This window comes from Ralstonia edaphi (assembly GCF_958350185.1).
GTDB classification, from domain to species: domain Bacteria; phylum Pseudomonadota; class Gammaproteobacteria; order Burkholderiales; family Burkholderiaceae; genus Ralstonia; species Ralstonia edaphi.
The window spans coordinates 820,712-836,431 of the sequence record NZ_CATWHI010000002.1 but is presented as its reverse complement, the minus strand read 5'-3'; the positions used below and the strand labels follow the sequence as shown (position 1 = coordinate 836,431).

Here is a 15,720-nt window from a genome sequence, read left to right as displayed (position 1 = left end):
GTGGGTGCAGGCGCGGCTGACAGTGCGGGACGCGCGTGCGCAGCGTGTGGCTTCTGGGCGGCGAACGTGTCGGCCGCCTACTGAATTCGGTCGGTGGCGGAGGTGGCGAAGTCGCGCCGAAGCGTTGGCGACTCGCCGGCCGGCGGAACGGGCAGGCCGAAGAACTGCCGCGCGTGAACACAGTCCTGCGCGATGGCGTCCTTGAGCGCATCGAGCGAATCGTAGCGAGCCTCGTCGCGCAGCTTCTTCATGAATTCCACGCGGACCAGCTTGCCGTAGACGCTGGCGTTGTAATCGAAGATATGCACTTCCAGCAGCACGCGGCCGGAGTCGTCCACCGTCGGGCGCACGCCAATGCTGGCGACGGCCGGCAGCGGCTTTTCGGCCAGCCCGTGCACCTGCACGACAAAGATGCCGGCCACTGCCGGCTTGCGGTGCGAAATGCGCAGGTTCAGCGTTGGGAAGCCCAGGGAGCGGCCGAGCTTTTGCCCATGCACCACGTGCCCGCTGATGGCATAACCGTGACCGAGCAGGCGGCGGGCATGTTCGAGGTCGCCCGCGGCCAGCGCCTCGCGCACGGCCGAGCTGGAGATGCGGATGCCGGACTCCGACACCGAGCCCATTTGCTCGACTTCAAAGCCGAACTGCGCGCCAGCGGCCTGCAGGTAGGTGAAATCTCCGGCGCGCTTGGCGCCAAAGCGGAAGTCATCGCCCACCAGCAGCCAGCGCGCGTGGAGACCGTCCACAAGGACATTACGGACGAATTCGTCCGGCGTCTGCCCGGCGAAATGCGCGTTGAAATGCTCCACCACCACGCGGTCGACGCCCTGGCGGCGCAGGCTTTCCAGCTTGTCGCGCAGCAGCGCAATCCGCGTGGGCGCGCGGTCCGGCATGAAGAATTCGCGCGGATGCGGCTCGAACGTCATCACCGTCAGCGGCAATCCGCGTGCGTCGGCCGCCGCGCGTGCGCGGGCCAGCAGAGACTGGTGCCCGCGGTGCACGCCGTCGAAGTTGCCGATGGTCAACGCGCAGGGCGCGCGACTTTCGGCATTGGGCAGGCCGCGAAAGACTTTCACGAGAAGCGTCGGTGGTCGAGGAAAGGAGGAGTGCGTTTTTGTGCCGGATGGGCTGACAGCCGCCCAAAATCCAGCAAAACGCACATTATATAAGGGATTGCCCCATCCCCGGCGGGTCAAGGGAGGATGAAGCTGGGTGTTGCACAATCGTCCGAACGATGCGCCCGCGCGGTTCATGCTTGCGGCACAATCCGGTATCCAGTTTCTTGCCGACATCTCCTTGAACGCCTCGCTGCGCCTTTTCTTCGCCAAGTTCGGGCTTGCCAGCCGTGCGCCGCTTGAACTGGACGCCCGAGCCAAGTTGCTCGCCGCCGTGCATCGCGGGGCGCCCATGGGGATCGCCGCCTCCGTTGTCCTGCCCGCCTTGACGGTCGCCGCGTTCTGGGACGCCTCGAACCGCCCGGTGCTGCTGGGCTGGTGCCTCATCATGCTGTGCCTCACGGCGTCGGGCCTGCGCTTCTATTTCGGCTACCGCTACGACCTGACCCGCATGACGCTGGCCGCGCACACCCGCAAGTGGTGGACGGGCATGCACGTCATGTCGGCGGTGGGCGGGGTGGCGTGGGGCTGTTCGGCGGGGCTGTATCTGATGTCGCCGTCGCTGGAGTTCAGCAGCCTGCTGATGATCGTGATCATCGGTGTGGCGGCAGCGGCGGTGTTGTCGCAGGCGCCGGTGCCATCCAGTTTGCTGATCCTCGGGACGGGCATCCTGGCGCCGCACTTTGTGCTGGCCGAACAGGCGTTTCCGGGGCACGGGCTGTATTTGCGCGGCGTGCTGCTGTTTTTTGCGGCGCTGCTGACGCGGCATGCTGTGAACATCCACAACACGCTCGTGCGCGAAATCCAGCTTGAGAACGAGAGCCGCCAGCTCGCGCGCCGCTATCAGGACGAGAAGCAGCGCGCGTTGTCCGCCTCGGAAGAAAAATCGCGCTTCCTCGCCGCGGCCAGCCACGACTTGCGCCAGCCGGTGCACGCGATCGTGCTGCTGGTGGAGGCGCTGCGGGCGCGCAACCAGTCGGAATCCTTGGCGCCGCTGGTGGAGCAACTCGCTTCGGGTGCTGCGACCATCGATTTGCTGTTCCGCTCGCTGCTGGACCTCTCCAAGCTGGAGAGCCGCAAGACCTCGCCGACGCTGGAGCCGGTGGATCTGGGCGAGGTGATCACCGAGGTGGTTCAGCAGTTCATGCCGGACGCGCGCGCCAAGGGCCTGACGCTCGCGGCGCGCATTCCGCCGCTGCCCGTGTTTGGGATGGCCGAGCCGGTGCTGCTGCGTCGGGCGCTGTTCAACCTCCTGCAGAACGCGCTGCGCTACACCGAGCGCGGCGGCGTGATGGTGGCGCTGCGCGTGCGCCAGAAGCATTTGCGGATCGAGGTGTGGGATACCGGCATCGGCATCGCGCCGGAGCACCAGAAAGACATCTTCTCGACGTATTACCAGGTCGAAAACCCCGAGCGCGATCCGAGCCAGGGTCTGGGTTTGGGCCTGTCGATCTACAAGGAATGTGTGCGTCTGCTGCGCGGCACGTTTGGCGTGCGCTCGGTGCCGGGGCGCGGCTCGATGTTTTGGATGGCGCTGCGGCCGGTGCCTGCTGAGATCAAGGCGCCGCTGGCCACCCAGCCGCGCGCCGAGCAGAAGCGCGCCGTGCTCGACCAGCCGCGGTTCTCAGGCGTGGTGCTGGTGGTCGATGACGACCCGCAGATCCGCAAGGCTTGGCACGCGCTGCTCGAAGCCTGGGGCGTCGAAGTCCATAGCGCCGCAGATGGCCGTTCCGCCGAGCAACTGCTCGCGCGCGGCATCCGTCCGCAGATCATCTTCTGCGACTTGCGCCTGCCCGGCGAGGAAGACGGCCTGCAATTGCTCGAGCGCTGGCAGGTCAGCCACCCCGATGCCCACGCCGTGCTGCTGACCGGCGATCGCAACTCGGCCGCCCTGGCGCGCGCCGAAGAAGCCGGCTATCTGCTGCTGGCCAAGCCGATGGACCCGAACATGCTGCGCGTGCTGCTCAAGCGCTGGCTGCGCGGCCGCTCGGCCGAGCCCCAGGTCGCTTATTGAGCGGAATGTAAAACGGCGCCGTTTGATGGCGGCGCCGCGATGATCAGACCGGCCTGCAGTTCAGGCCGCGCCGGTCAGGCGAAAGCGCTCCATGCGCGAGATGATCTGGATGCGCGTGCGCACGCCGAGCCGCTGCAAAATCGCCGAGACGTGCTCTTTGACGGTGTTTTCCGTCAGGCCCAACTGGCGTGCAATCGACTTGTTCGGCAGACCTTCGAGCAACAGTGCCAGCACCGAGCCCTGACGCGGCGTCAGCCCCAGTTCCGCCGGCGTGATCGGGATGCCGTGCGAGGCGCCGCCCTTGCCGTTCGTGCCGCCCATATCGTCTTCCGACGGGAAGGATGCATCGCCGCCAAAGATGCCGGCGACTGCCTTGGAGAAGGCATGCGCATCGGCGTGCTTGCCGATGAAGCCGATGGCGCCCAGCGCTTGGGCCTTGGCGACGATTTCCGGCGTGTTTTCCGCCGACATGAAGGCAAAGCGCGCTTCCGGCAGTTTGCCGCGCAGCTCGCGCATGGCGTCGAAGCCGGTGCAATCGGACAGCCACACGTCCAGCAGCACGACGTCCGGCCGGACGCCTTCTTCCACCAGCGCGAGCGCCTGGCGCCGGCCAATGGCCGCGTGCACCTGAACTTCAGGCAAGGCGTGTGCAAGAAACGTGGTCGTGCCAGACAAGGCGAGAGGGTGGTCGTCGACCACCAGCAGGCTACGCAGCGAGCTCGTCATTCTTATTCCCCGGTGAGGGCACTGCCCTCTTGTTGTTGTACGCGTGTCGACCCGGCGCGGGCGATGGCCGACGGGCCGGGCGTCTCACCCGGTGCCGATCGACCGTCACGGTATCGTCCGCACGATGTTGCAGCGCACGATGAGCGGACGCTGGATGCGCGTCGGATCACCGCTGGCTGCCCACCCGACCCTCGGGAGCGCGGACAATTATGGTGCTGAGATTATCAGAGCGCGCCAAAGCACGCCAACGGTTGCCCCTTCCTTTTATCGGCGCGACTGGGTTTTTTCCGGCACGCGTCGGCAAAATGCCACGGTGGCTGCAAAAGCGCCCGCGGCATGGCCGCGCAGGCGTCACACCCGATTTTCTCGGGGAACTCCGGCGCACTTGATAAAATGCCGCGATGAAAAACATCGTCATTCTCATTTCCGGACGCGGCTCCAATATGGAAGCCATTGTCCGCGCCTGTCAGGCAGAAGGTTGGTCGGGACGCATTGCCGCCGTCATTTCTAATCGGCCCGATGCGGCAGGACTTAAATTTGCCGCGTCGCACGGCATTGCCACCGCGGTGGTCGACCACAAGGCTTTCCCCGATCGCGACAGCTTCGACGCCGCCCTGGCGCAGGTGATCGACGGCTTTTCGCCCGATCTGGTGGTGCTGGCCGGCTTCATGCGCATCCTTACGCCCGGCTTTGTAAAGCGCTACGCGGGCCGCATGCTGAACATTCACCCGTCGCTGCTGCCGTGCTTCCCCGGTTTGCATACGCACGAGGCCGCGCTGGCCATGGGCGTGAAGGTGCACGGTGCCACAGTGCATTTCGTTACCGCTGACCTGGATCACGGCCCGATCGTGCTGCAGGCCATCATTGACGTGCGTCAGAACGACACGCCAGATTCGCTGGCCGGGCGGCTGCTGGCGCAGGAACACACGATTTACCCCCGTGCCGTGCGCTGGTTCGTGGAAGGGCGGTTGTCGATCGAAGACGGTGTGGTGCGCGTCTCGCCGGACGAATCGCAGCTTGTCATTGGCGTCAACGCCCGGGAGGCAGCATGAGCCAGGATCGTCAGCGTTCGCGCGGCAACGGAAACGGCGGATCGGGCAACAAGCGCGCGGGTTCCGGTGGCGGTGGCTGGTATCGGGCGCCCCAGGGCAAGCCCGCGCCGCGCAGCGCTCCGCGTCCCCGCACGGGCGTGCATGGCAGTCATCTGGAGCACCTGGACAAGGTGCTTGCGCGCCTGCTGCACTTTGCGGCGCCCGCCGACATGGTGGTCAGCCAGTACTTTCGCGAGCACCACGAACTGGGCCACCGCGAGCGCGGCATCATCGCCGAAGCGGCGTTTGCGGTGCTGCGCCGAAAAGTGGAGTTCGGCCAGTTTGCGGAGAGCGGCACCGGCCCGGCGCGCCGTCGCCTCGTGCTGCTCGGCTTGTTGCAGACCGCCGGACGCGAGGCCATTGCCCCGTTCTTGAACCCGGCCGAAGCAGAATGGCTCGACCGCTGGGAAAACCGCGACCGCGCCGCGCTGGCGGCCCGCGTGCGCGCCAATCTGCCCGACTGGCTGTTCGACGCGCTGGTTGCCCAGCACGGTGCCGAGTTCACCGAAGCGCTGGCGCAAGCGTGGTTGACGCCAGCGCCGCTGGATCTGCGTGTGAACACGCTCAAGGGCGAACGCGACGCCGTGCTCGCCACGCTGGCCGAAGCCGGTATCGAAGGCGCTGCAGCGCCGCTCTCGCCGGTGGGCATCCGCTTGGCGGGCAAGCCGGCGCTGAACAAGCTCGACATCTTCACCAACGGCACGGTCGAGGTGCAGGACGAGGGCAGCCAACTGCTGTGCCAATTGCTGGCGCCCAAGCGCGGCGAGATGGTGGTCGATTTCTGCGCCGGGGCCGGCGGCAAGACCCTGGCGATTGGCGCAGCAATGCGCTCGACGGGGCGCCTGTATGCCTTTGACGTATCGGAAAAGCGCTTGTCGAACCTCGGCCCGCGCTTGGCGCGCAGCGGCCTGTCAAACGTGCATCCGAGCCGTATCGACAGCGAGCACGATGCCAAAGTCAAGCGCCTGGCGGGCAAGATTGATCGCGTGCTGGTCGATGCGCCGTGCAGCGGCTTGGGCACGCTGCGCCGCAATCCGGACCTGAAGTGGCGCCAATCTGCGCAGGCCGTCGAGGAAATGTCGGCCAAGCAGCTGTCGATCCTGACATCGGCGGCGCGGCTGCTGAAGGCGGGTGGCCGCCTCGTCTACGCGACTTGCAGCGTCCTGGCGCGCGAGAACCAGCAGGTGGTCGAGCAGTTCCTGGCTGCACACGAAGACTTCGTGCTTGTGCCCGCCGGCGAGGTGCTGGCCGCGCAGAAGATCGCGCTGGAAATGGGGCCCTACCTGGAGCTGTATCCGCACACGCATCAGACCGACGGCTTCTTCGCTGCCGTCCTGGAGCGCCGCGCATGATGGTGCGCCGCTTGGGTTGGCTGGTGGCCGCATGGCTGTTGTTTGCCGCAGGTGGCGTGGCTCAGGCCCGCAGCGCGCCGCCGGTGCAGCCGGCCAAGGGCACAGTGCAGGCCGCGTTCACGCCCGACGACGACATCGAAGGGTTGTTGGCCGATGCCATCGACCAGGCGCGCGAGCAGGTGCTGGTGCAGGCGTATCTGCTGTCGAACAAGGCGATTACGCGTGCACTGCTGGCGGCGCATCAGCGTGGCGTGGATGTGCGCGTGCTGGCTGACCGCGAGCAGATGACGCGCTCCGGCGGCAGCCGCGTGCCCGAGGTCGCCAACGCGGGCATCCCCGTCTGGCTGGAGGTGCGCTACAAGAACGCACACAACAAGGTCATCGTGATCGACCCGCGCGGCGCGCATCCGGTGCTGGTCACGGGCAGCTTCAATTTCACGCAGACCGCGCAGCGTGGCAATGCCGAGAACGTATTGATCGTGCGCGGCGACGCCGATCTCGCCCAGCGCTATGCCGCCAACTGGCAGAAGCATGCGGGTGACGCGTTGCCCTATCGGACCCAGTAAGGGTTCGCAATCACCCGTCAACCCAATGAACGGATTGCCGCTGAACCTGAACCACATCGCGCTGGGCCACATGCTCGACGACATCGTGTCCGATCTCGGTGGCCCGCGCTTCATCTGGCAGCTGGGCGTGCTGGTGCTGGTGCTCGTTGCCGCCTGGCTGGTTGCACGCCCGATTTCGCGGCGCCTGCATGCAGCGCATGTGAACGAGACGTTCGCCCTGCGTTTTGCCTGGTCGAGCCTCGAGCGGGCGATGTTCCCGCTGATCGGCTGGCTGCTCGTGGTGGGCGCGCGCTATGCCCTGGTCGGCACCATGCCGATCAGCGTGTTCCGGCTGGCGGCGGTGCCGCTGTTTGGCCTGGCGATCCTCTATCTCGGCTTCTACGTATTGCGCCGCGTGCTGTCGGCCAACGGCGAGCTGCATGGCATGCTGGTGGTTGCGGAGCGCGTGCTGACCACGCTGATGTGGATCGGCATGGTGCTCTACGTGCTGGGCGTGCTCGGCGATGTGGTGGATTACCTCGACGGCATCCGCTTTGCGCTGGGCGGCAAGCAGAAGGTGAGCCTGGCGGCCATGCTGATGGGCGTGGTGTGGATTCTCGTCACGGTGCTCGTGGCGATGTGGTTCGGCTCGTGGCTGGACAGCCGCATCACGCGTGCTTCGGCCATTGATGCCAACCTGAAGGTGGTGCTGTCGCGCGTGACCAAGGCGGTGCTGCTGCTGGTGTCGCTGCTGCTCAGCCTGTCGCTGGTGGGCATCGACCTGACGGTGCTGTCGGTGTTTGGCGGCGCGCTTGGCGTCGGCCTGGGCTTCGGCCTGCAGAAGATCGCCAGCAATTACGTCTCGGGCTTCATCATCCTGCTGGAGCGCTCGCTCAAGCTGGGCGATCAGATCACGGTCAGCACGTACACCGGCATCGTCACGCAGATCCGCACCCGCTACACCGTGGTGCGCAACGGCGATGGCGATACGCTTGTCCCCAACGAACTGATGGTCGCGCAGGCCGTGCAGAACCACAACGAGCGCGGCACCGTGCGCGTGGCGGTGCGCGTCCAGGCATCGTATGCCGCCGACCCGGAAGCCGTGCTGGCGCTGCTGGTGCAATGCGCCGAGGGCATCCCGCGTGTTCTTCCCGAGCCGGCGCCCGCCGCGTTCATGGCCCTCTTTGCCGACAGCGGCATCGAGTACGAACTCGGCGTGTGGATCGGCGATCCGCACAACGGCAAGCTTGGCGTGCAGTCCGACCTGAACCGGGCGATCTATCGCCGCTTCAAGGAGGCGGGTATCGACATTCCGTATCCCCAGCGCGAAGTGCGTGTCCTCGGGCCGCTGGCCTTGCAGGGCGCGTCAGGCACTTCAGGTGATGCGGCAGCCGCATCTGGCTCCTTCGTGCCCTCCTAACATATCTGCAGGGGGAACGGTGCGCCCTTGTCTGAGGTCAAATCGGCGGTTTTCCCCCATGGAATAGAGGGGCTATTCGGTTAAAATGCTGAATGCTCCCTCGTAGGATCAGACGGCCCCTCGCAAAGGCATAGCACTTGCGACAAGGCGCCGCGAATACCTTGTATTGCGCTGGGGCGGAGGTCATATAAGCGGCGGCCGAAAGCTCGCCGATGTGACGCGCAAGTCGGGTGCCAGCACCCGAGTCCCCGCCAACCCGACCCCATTGTCGTAACGCTGCGACAGCGGATGGCCTTAAGAGGCAACCAAGTCTGGTTTATGGACCAAGGGTTGCTTTGATCACCCGAGTTGACCACGGAGAACACTTTGATCGACTCCTTTCTGACTTTCCTTGCCAACGGCACCCTGGATTGGGCCTGGTGGCAAATCCTGATTTTCACGCTGGTGATGACGCACATCACCATCGCCAGCGTCACGATTTTTCTGCACCGCTGCCAAGCGCACCGGGCGCTGGACGTGCATCCCATCGCCGGACACTTCTTCCGTTTCTGGCTGTGGCTGACGACGGGCATGGTCACCAAGGAATGGACCGCCATTCACCGCAAGCACCACGCCAAGTGCGAAACCGAAGAGGATCCGCACAGCCCGCAGACCCGTGGCATCCGCAAGGTGCTGATGGAAGGCGCTGAGCTGTATCGCGCCGAGGCCAAGAACAAGGAAACGATCCAGAAGTTCGGCCACGGTACGCCGGACGATTGGGTCGAGAGGAACGTGTATTCGAAGTTCACGTGGCAAGGCGTCGGTCTGATGCTGATCCTCGACGTGCTGATGTTCGGTGCGCTCGGCCTGACGGTGTGGGCCGTGCAGATGCTGTGGATTCCGATCCACGCTGCCGGCATCATCAACGGTCTGGGCCACTTCTGGGGCTACCGCAACTTCGACTGCGAAGACGCTTCGACGAACGTGTCGCCGTGGGGCATCATCATCGGCGGCGAAGAGCTGCACAACAACCACCACACGTACGCCACGTCGGCCAAGTTCTCGGTCAAGTGGTATGAGTTCGACATCGGCTGGGGCTACATCCGCGCGCTCGAAATCGTCGGTTTGGCGAAGGTCAAGAAGGTGGCGCCCAAGGCCCGCTTTGGCGACGTGAAGCCGGTCGACCAAAACACGCTGGAAGCCATCATCGCCAACCGCTACGACGTGATGGCCCGCTACGCCAAGACCGTCAAGGCGGCCTATCGCCAAGAGCTGGCCAAGCTGAAGGATTCGCGCGCTGTCGAGTACCGCGCGCTGAAGCCCGCCCGCAAGTGGTTCCACCGCGACGAGACCAAGCTGGGCGCGCCGCAGCGCGAGCAGCTCTCGCAAATCGTGTCGGACCACTCGGCGCTGCACACCTTCGTTGAGATGCGCCGCGAGCTTGGCGCCCTCTGGGGCCGTTCGAACGCCACGCGCGAGCAGCTGCTGCATCAGCTGCAAGAGTGGTGCAAGCGTGCCGAGGAAAGCGGCATCCACGCGCTGCAGGAATTCGCTGTTCGCCTGCGCCGCTACGCCTGAGTTTCTTGTTTCATAGGTGAAGCCCCGCTCCGCAGCGGGGCTTTTCTTTTGGGTAAACTGCCCCAACTCACATTTTTAACAAGCCGCGACAATGTATCGCGGTGCCAGTCCTCCTCACACGCCGTCCGTTTCATTGCCGCGCCAGCTTCTTGGCGCCTTCATAGCGCGAATGGACGCGGAGACCACCATGGAAACCCACATCAAGACGGTTGAATTCGAGCGCCCGGATATGCTTTCCGAGGCGCAATCCGGCGCAAGCTGCGTCGCCCACGCCTGGGCCAAGGTGCCGCCGGTGCTGTCGCGCGAGGAACGCGACGACCTGAAAGCCCGCATCAAGCGCCTGCTCAAGGAGCGCGAGGCCGTGTTGGTTGCGCACTACTACGTTGACGCCGACCTGCAGGACTTGGCCGAAGAAACCGGTGGCTGCGTATCCGATTCGCTGGAAATGGCGCGCTTTGGCCGTGATCATTCGGCCAAGACATTGGTCGTGGCGGGCGTGCGCTTCATGGGCGAGACCGCCAAGATTCTGAGCCCCGAAAAGACCGTGCTGATGCCGGATCTCGATGCGACGTGCTCGCTGGATCTGGGTTGCCCGCCGGATGAGTTCGCTGCCTTCTGCGATGCGCATCCGGATCGCACCGTGGTCGTCTATGCCAATACCAGCGCCGCCGTGAAGGCGCGCGCCGACTGGATGGTGACCTCGTCCATTGGCCTGAAGATCGTGCAGCACCTGCACGCCCAGGGAAAGAAGATCCTGTGGGCACCGGATCGTCATCTCGGCAGCTACATTCAGAAGCAGACCGGTGCCGACATGCTGATGTGGCAGGGCTCGTGCCTGGTGCACGACGAATTCAAGGGCGTCGAGCTTGACCTGCTGCGCGCCGAACACCCGAACGCGAAGATTCTCGTGCACCCGGAATCGCCGGAATCGGTGGTGGCGCAGGCTGATGTGGTGGGTTCGACTTCGCAACTGATTGCCGCGGCGCAGTCGTTGTCGGCGCAGGAATTCATCGTCGCGACCGACAACGGCATCCTGCACAAGATGCGGATGGCCGCCCCCGGCAAGCGCTTCATCGAGGCCCCGACGGCTGGTAACGCTGCCACGTGCAAGAGCTGCGCGCATTGCCCGTGGATGGCGATGAACGCGCTGACCAATCTGGCCGAGGTGCTGGAAACCGGTCGCAACGAGATTCACGTCGATCCGGCCATCGGGCAGCAAGCCGTGGTCTGCATCGACCGCATGCTCGATTTTGCCGCGCGCGAGAAAGCCGCGGTTCGCCCGCAAGGCGACCTGGCCGCCAACGCACAACTCTTTCAAGGAATCGGCCCGGCATGACGGCAACACAAATGAACACGACAAGTCTTGCCCTTTCGGCTGAGGCAATTTTCGATAGCTTTGGTCCGGCACTGCGCGAGGCGTTGTCCGCCAACGTGGCCGCAGCCATTGCCGAAGACGTCGGCACAGGTGACCGCACCGGCTTGCTGATTCCCGCCGATCGCCATGCGCGCGCGCGGGTGATCGTCCGCGAGGACGCTGTGCTGTGCGGCACGCCTTGGTTTGATGCATGCATGCGCGCCGTTGACCCGACGCTGCGTGTCACGTGGCGCCAGCACGAAGGCGACCGCATGGCGCCCAATTCGGTGGTGTGCGAGATCGAAGGCCCGGCGCGCTCGCTACTGACGGCCGAGCGCCCGTCGCTGAACTTTCTGCAATTGCTTTCCGGTGTGGCGACAACGACGTCGCGTTACGCCGAGGTCATTGCCGGCACGCGCGCCCGCGTGCTCGACACGCGCAAGACGTTGCCGGGTCTGCGCATGGCGCAGAAGTACGCCGTGCGGATCGGTGGCGGTGAGAATCAACGCCTCGCGTTGTACGACGGCATCCTGATCAAGGAAAACCATATCGCGGCGGCAGGTGGTGTGACGGCGGCCCTGCGCGCGGCGCAGGCGTTGAATGCCGGCGTGACGATCCAGGTTGAGGTGGAAACGCTCGCGCAGCTGGATGAGGCGCTGGCGGCCGGTGCCACGTCCGTGCTGCTCGACAACTTCGAGCCGGCTGCGATGCGCGAGGCTGTACGCGTGACCGCGGGGAGGGCGCTGCTGGAGGTGTCTGGCGGCGTGAACATCGAGACGATCCGCACCTTTGCCGAGACGGGCGTAGACCGCATCTCCGTCGGCGCGCTCACGAAAGACGTGCGCGCAACCGACTTCTCTTTGCGGATCGTCGACTAAGCCCTGGCCTCAGCGTTTCCGGGCGATCTGCCGATGGGTCGGCTGCATGACCGTCGGCAGCGCCTTGGGCAACGTTTCGGGGTAGTCGCGCGAGAAATGCAGGCCGCGGCTCTCATGCCGTGACAGCGCGCTATCGACGATCAGCGAGGCAGCCTCGACGAGGTTGCGCAATTCCAGCAGATCGTGGCTCACGCGGAAGTTGGCGTAGTACTCCGTAATTTCTTCGCGCAACAGGGCAATGCGGTGCTGCGCGCGCTCAAGCCGCTTGTTCGTGCGCACGATGCCGACGTAGTTCCACATCATGCGGCGCAGTTCGTCCCAGTTGTGCGACACGACGACTTCCTCATCGGGATCAGTCACGCGGCTTTCGTCCCATGCGGGAATCTGCACCGATGTTGGGCCGGAGGCCGGTTGCGCGAGGATGTCTTCCGCCGCGCCGCGCCCGATCACCATGCATTCGAGCAACGAATTGCTCGCCAGGCGGTTGGCGCCGTGCAGGCCGGTGTAAGCCGTCTCGCCGACCGCGTACAGGCCAGCGATATCCGTGCGGCCAAGATGGTCCGTCACCACGCCGCCGCACGTGTAGTGCGCTGCCGGCACGACCGGAATCGGTTGGCGCGTGATGTCGATGCCAAGCTCCAGGCAGCGCGCCATGATGGTCGGGAAATGTTCCTTGAGGAACGCCGGGCTCTGATGGCTGATGTCGAGATAGACGCAGTCCAGGCCGCGCTTCTTCATCTCGAAGTCGATGGCGCGGGCGACGATATCGCGCGGCGCCAGCTCCGCTCGCTCATCGTGCGCAGGCATGAAGCGCGTGCCGTCGGGCAGGATCAGCTTGCCGCCTTCGCCGCGCACAGCTTCGGTAATCAGGAAGGACTTCGCGAACGGGTGGTACAGGCACGTGGGGTGGAACTGGATGAACTCCATGTTCGCCACACGGCAGCCCGCGCGCCATGCCATGGCGATCCCGTCGCCACTGGCCGTGTCGGGATTCGTCGTATAGAGATAGACCTTGCCCGCGCCGCCCGTGGCCATCACAGTTTGGCTCGCGGTAATCGTCTTGACGTGGCCTGACGCAATGTCGAGCGCGTACAGGCCATGGCAGCGCATGCCGGGCAGGCCCAGCTTCGCGTCGGTAATCAGGTCGATCGCGAAATGGTCTTCCAGCAGCGTGATGTTCGGGTGATTGCGCACCTTCTCAACCAGCGTCGTGACCACGGCATGGCCGGTGGCATCGGCGGCGTGGATGATGCGTCGATGGCGATGGCCGCCTTCACGCGTCAGGTGGAAGCCGAGTTCGGCCTGCTCGTCGCGCGTAAAAGGCACGCCATGGCCAATCAGCCATTCAATGGCCGCGCGGCCGTTTTCGACGATGTAGCGCGTAGCGGCCTCATCGCACAGTCCCGCGCCGGCAATGAGCGTGTCGTCGACGTGCTCGTCATGGCTGTCACCTGAATCGAGCACTGCGGCAATGCCGCCCTGTGCCCAATCGCTGGCGCCTTCCGGCAGGCTGCGTTTGCTGATGACGACCACGCGACGGTGATCGGCTAGGTGCAGGGCGACGGTCAGGCCCGCCAAGCCGCTGCCAACAACGGCAACATCGAAATTCATGGAAGACGCGGGGTGCGGTGCAGGCGCGGCTGGAGGTAACACAGTCGCGTGTCAATCGGAAAGAGAAGCAGTGTACACCGCAGCATGCGCCAAACAGCAGGCAACAAAAAACCCGCCTGAAAGCGGGTTTTTGCTGTCGGTCATGCCGACGGAAACAAGATGCGCAATCCGCGAGGATTACTTGATCTTGGTTTCCTTGTAAGCGACGTGCTTGCGGGCGACGGGATCGAACTTCATGATCTCCATCTTTTCCGGCTTGGTGCGCTTGTTCTTGGTGGTCGTGTAGAAATGACCCGTACCTGCGGTCGATTCCAGCTTGATCTTGTCGCGTCCGCCTTTGCTGGCCATGTTTAACTCCTAATTAGACTTCGCCGCGTGCGCGCAGGTCCACGAGCACTTCGTCGATGCCTTTTTTATCGATCAGGCGCAGACCAGCGTTCGAGACGCGCAGGCTCACCCAGCGGTTTTCGGATTCGACCCAGAAGCGGCGATTCTGCAGGTTCGGCAGAAAACGGCGCTTGGTCTTGTTGTTTGCGTGGGAAACGTTATTGCCGACCATCGGCGCTTTCCCGGTCACTTGACAGACGCGTGCCATGGAGCACTCCTAACTAAATTCGTTGGCTACAGTTTGCGACCGGGCGCTGGGACCAAAACCAAGCGCAGCGCCACTGTAGAGGTGGGACTTCAGCGAAACGCGGATTATACACACAAAACCGCTGACAAATCAACGAGATCGATGGATTGCTGTTGGACACCGCGCGATGCGTTGTCGGCACTACATTTTGCCGTGTTCCAGGAAGCCGTAGACATGGCTGCGGCCAACGATCATGTGATCCAGAACGATCACATCGAGCGTGGCCAGTGCACGGCGCAGCTCGCGGGTCAGGGTGATGTCGGACTCGCTGGGTTCGGTGTTGCCGGTAGGGTGGTTGTGGGCAAGGATCACTGCGGCTGCATTGTGATGGAGTGCGCGCTTGGCGATCTCGCGCGGATAGACGCGGGCTTCGGTCAGTGTGCCGCGGAAGAGTTCTTCCCAGGCGATCAGCCGGTGCCGTACATCTAGAAAGAAGCAGGCGAAGACTTCGTGCGGCCGGTGGCCGAGTGTCAGGCGCAGAAAATCCTTCACGCTTTGTGGAGACTCGAAGGTCTGCCCCTGGGTGAAGTCTTCCTTCAGCGCGCGCCGGGCAACTTCCAGCAGCGCGTGCAGCTGTGCGTACTTGGCGGGGCCCATACCGTTGATCGACGAGAACTCCTCTTGTGAGGCATGGCACAGCCGCCCAAGTGATCCAAAGTGCGCCAGCAGTTCGCGAGCGAGGTCGACGGCGCTTTTGCCCGGCATGCCGACGCGCAGGAAGATGGCCAGCAGTTCCGCATCGGAGAGGGCGGCGGGGCCGTGGGCGAGCAGCTTTTCTCGGGGCCGCTCGTGGGCGGGCCAGTCGACGATTGCCATAGGATGCGATGAACGGAAGAAAGGCCCTGCCAGCGGGAGTGCGGCGCGCGACACGCCTGCGGCCGCGCGGATGGCTGACGTACAATAACGGGTTACTTTTTGGTCAAGCAGGTTGAGCGTGCAAAATTTGGTGAACGAGGCGTCCGCGACGGCGCCAGGCGGCGCAGGCAAGGTGGTCGGCCCAGATTCATTTCTGACGCTGCACTACCGCATCGCGCTGGAAAACGACACGGATATCGTCACCACCTTCGACGACAAGCCGGCCACGCTGCTGCTCGGCCAGGGCCAGATGGTGCCGACGCTGGAGCAGGCGTTGCTCGGTATGCGCGAGGGCGAGCGCACGACATTCCGCCTGGCGCCCGAGCATGCGTTCGGTCCGCGCAATCCAGAACTTCTGCAACGTGTGTCGCTGGCCACGCTGCGGGAAAACTCTTCGTTCGAAGAGGACTACCAGCCGGGCGACCTGGTTGAATTCAATGCGCCCAGCGGCGGTAAATATGCCGGCGTGCTGAAGGAGGTCGGCGAGACCTCCGCGCTGTTCGACTTCAACCATCCGCTGGCCGGCCAGACGATCGTGTTCGAAGTCCAGCTGATCGGCATTCTTTGA

The 15,720-nt window shown here is 64.5% G+C and carries 15 protein-coding genes; 9 read left to right on the top strand and 6 right to left on the bottom strand.

From position 1 onward, the window contains the following. Positions 1 to 77: 77 nt before the first annotated feature. The gene (locus tag R2669_RS09050; protein ID WP_316872959.1) at positions 78 to 1,076 is read right to left on the bottom strand and encodes a bifunctional riboflavin kinase/FAD synthetase; all 999 of its coding nucleotides are present in this window, start codon (positions 1,074 to 1,076) and stop codon (positions 78 to 80) included. A gap of 220 nt (positions 1,077 to 1,296) precedes the next feature. On the opposite strand from R2669_RS09050, the gene R2669_RS09045 reads away from it, so the two are divergent. After that, positions 1,297 to 3,129 (top strand): ATP-binding response regulator, encoded by a 1,833-nt coding sequence (locus R2669_RS09045; protein ID WP_092973020.1) that lies wholly within the window; start codon positions 1,297 to 1,299, stop codon positions 3,127 to 3,129. A 60-nt stretch (positions 3,130 to 3,189) separates the two neighbouring features. On the opposite strand, the gene R2669_RS09040 is transcribed toward R2669_RS09045, so the two are convergent. Beyond that, positions 3,190 to 3,855: a response regulator transcription factor gene (locus tag R2669_RS09040; RefSeq protein WP_027680729.1), complete on the bottom strand. Its 666-nt coding sequence runs from the start codon at positions 3,853 to 3,855 to the stop codon at positions 3,190 to 3,192. A gap of 401 nt (positions 3,856 to 4,256) precedes the next feature. Here R2669_RS09040 and purN point away from each other — a divergent pair, with 401 nt between their 5' ends. The 7 genes from purN to nadC all read left to right on the top strand — a co-directional run bounded on the left by purN (position 4,257) and on the right by nadC (position 12,052). Beyond that, entirely contained in the window at positions 4,257 to 4,907 is a 651-nt protein-coding gene (purN, locus tag R2669_RS09035; RefSeq protein WP_316899735.1) for a phosphoribosylglycinamide formyltransferase, read from the top strand. Further along, entirely contained in the window at positions 4,904 to 6,298 is a 1,395-nt protein-coding gene (locus R2669_RS09030; RefSeq protein WP_147213331.1) for an RsmB/NOP family class I SAM-dependent RNA methyltransferase, read from the top strand. The genes purN and R2669_RS09030 overlap by 4 nt, the downstream gene beginning before the upstream one ends. Then, on the top strand, positions 6,295 to 6,864 hold the full coding sequence (locus R2669_RS09025) for a phospholipase D family nuclease (RefSeq protein WP_316889870.1): 570 nt from the start codon (positions 6,295 to 6,297) through the stop codon (positions 6,862 to 6,864). The genes R2669_RS09030 and R2669_RS09025 overlap by 4 nt, the downstream gene beginning before the upstream one ends. A gap of 25 nt (positions 6,865 to 6,889) precedes the next feature. Continuing rightward, on the top strand, positions 6,890 to 8,263 hold the full coding sequence (locus R2669_RS09020; protein ID WP_316899733.1) for a mechanosensitive ion channel family protein: 1,374 nt from the start codon (positions 6,890 to 6,892) through the stop codon (positions 8,261 to 8,263). A gap of 366 nt (positions 8,264 to 8,629) precedes the next feature. Beyond that, on the top strand, positions 8,630 to 9,820 hold the full coding sequence (locus R2669_RS09015) for a DesA family fatty acid desaturase (RefSeq protein ID WP_316889868.1): 1,191 nt from the start codon (positions 8,630 to 8,632) through the stop codon (positions 9,818 to 9,820). A gap of 187 nt (positions 9,821 to 10,007) precedes the next feature. Then, complete coding sequence (gene nadA, locus R2669_RS09010) at positions 10,008 to 11,156, top strand: quinolinate synthase NadA (RefSeq protein ID WP_147213327.1); 1,149 nt, start codon at positions 10,008 to 10,010, stop codon at positions 11,154 to 11,156. Beyond that, a complete protein-coding gene (nadC, locus tag R2669_RS09005; RefSeq protein WP_316899731.1) occupies positions 11,153 to 12,052 on the top strand; it encodes a carboxylating nicotinate-nucleotide diphosphorylase in 900 nt (299 codons plus the stop codon). Before nadA ends, nadC begins: the two co-directional genes overlap by 4 nt. Positions 12,053 to 12,061: 9 nt before the next feature. Here nadC and nadB read toward each other — a convergent pair whose 3' ends face one another. The 4 genes from nadB to radC form a co-directional block, all read right to left on the bottom strand. Then, complete coding sequence (gene nadB / locus R2669_RS09000) at positions 12,062 to 13,663, bottom strand: L-aspartate oxidase (protein ID WP_147213325.1); 1,602 nt, start codon at positions 13,661 to 13,663, stop codon at positions 12,062 to 12,064. Between the two features lie 177 nt (positions 13,664 to 13,840). Beyond that, entirely contained in the window at positions 13,841 to 14,011 is a 171-nt protein-coding gene (rpmG, locus tag R2669_RS08995) for a 50S ribosomal protein L33 (protein ID WP_003262397.1), read from the bottom strand. Positions 14,012 to 14,024: 13 nt separating this feature from the next. After that, positions 14,025 to 14,258 (bottom strand): 50S ribosomal protein L28, encoded by a 234-nt coding sequence (rpmB, locus tag R2669_RS08990; RefSeq protein WP_004631999.1) that lies wholly within the window; start codon positions 14,256 to 14,258, stop codon positions 14,025 to 14,027. A gap of 180 nt (positions 14,259 to 14,438) precedes the next feature. Beyond that, a complete protein-coding gene (gene radC / locus R2669_RS08985) occupies positions 14,439 to 15,113 on the bottom strand; it encodes a RadC family protein (protein WP_147213324.1) in 675 nt (224 codons plus the stop codon). Positions 15,114 to 15,231: 118 nt separating this feature from the next. On the opposite strand from radC, the gene R2669_RS08980 reads away from it, so the two are divergent. Continuing rightward, a complete protein-coding gene (locus R2669_RS08980) occupies positions 15,232 to 15,720 on the top strand; it encodes an FKBP-type peptidyl-prolyl cis-trans isomerase (protein ID WP_316889863.1) in 489 nt (162 codons plus the stop codon).

Coding starts and splice junctions, on each gene's coding strand:
- rpmB (WP_004631999.1), bottom strand. CDS start 14,258: ATGGCACGCGTCTGTCAAGTGACCGGGAAAGCGCCGATGGTCGGCAAT.
- nadC (WP_316899731.1), top strand. CDS start 11,153: ATGACGGCAACACAAATGAACACGACAAGTCTTGCCCTTTCGGCTGAG.
- purN (WP_316899735.1), top strand. CDS start 4,257: ATGAAAAACATCGTCATTCTCATTTCCGGACGCGGCTCCAATATGGAA.
- R2669_RS09020 (WP_316899733.1), top strand. CDS start 6,890: ATGAACGGATTGCCGCTGAACCTGAACCACATCGCGCTGGGCCACATG.
- R2669_RS09030 (WP_147213331.1), top strand. CDS start 4,904: ATGAGCCAGGATCGTCAGCGTTCGCGCGGCAACGGAAACGGCGGATCG.
- rpmG (WP_003262397.1), bottom strand. CDS start 14,011: ATGGCCAGCAAAGGCGGACGCGACAAGATCAAGCTGGAATCGACCGCA.
- radC (WP_147213324.1), bottom strand. CDS start 15,113: ATGGCAATCGTCGACTGGCCCGCCCACGAGCGGCCCCGAGAAAAGCTG.
- R2669_RS09040 (WP_027680729.1), bottom strand. CDS start 3,855: ATGACGAGCTCGCTGCGTAGCCTGCTGGTGGTCGACGACCACCCTCTC.
- R2669_RS09025 (WP_316889870.1), top strand. CDS start 6,295: ATGATGGTGCGCCGCTTGGGTTGGCTGGTGGCCGCATGGCTGTTGTTT.
- nadB (WP_147213325.1), bottom strand. CDS start 13,663: ATGAATTTCGATGTTGCCGTTGTTGGCAGCGGCTTGGCGGGCCTGACC.
- nadA (WP_147213327.1), top strand. CDS start 10,008: ATGGAAACCCACATCAAGACGGTTGAATTCGAGCGCCCGGATATGCTT.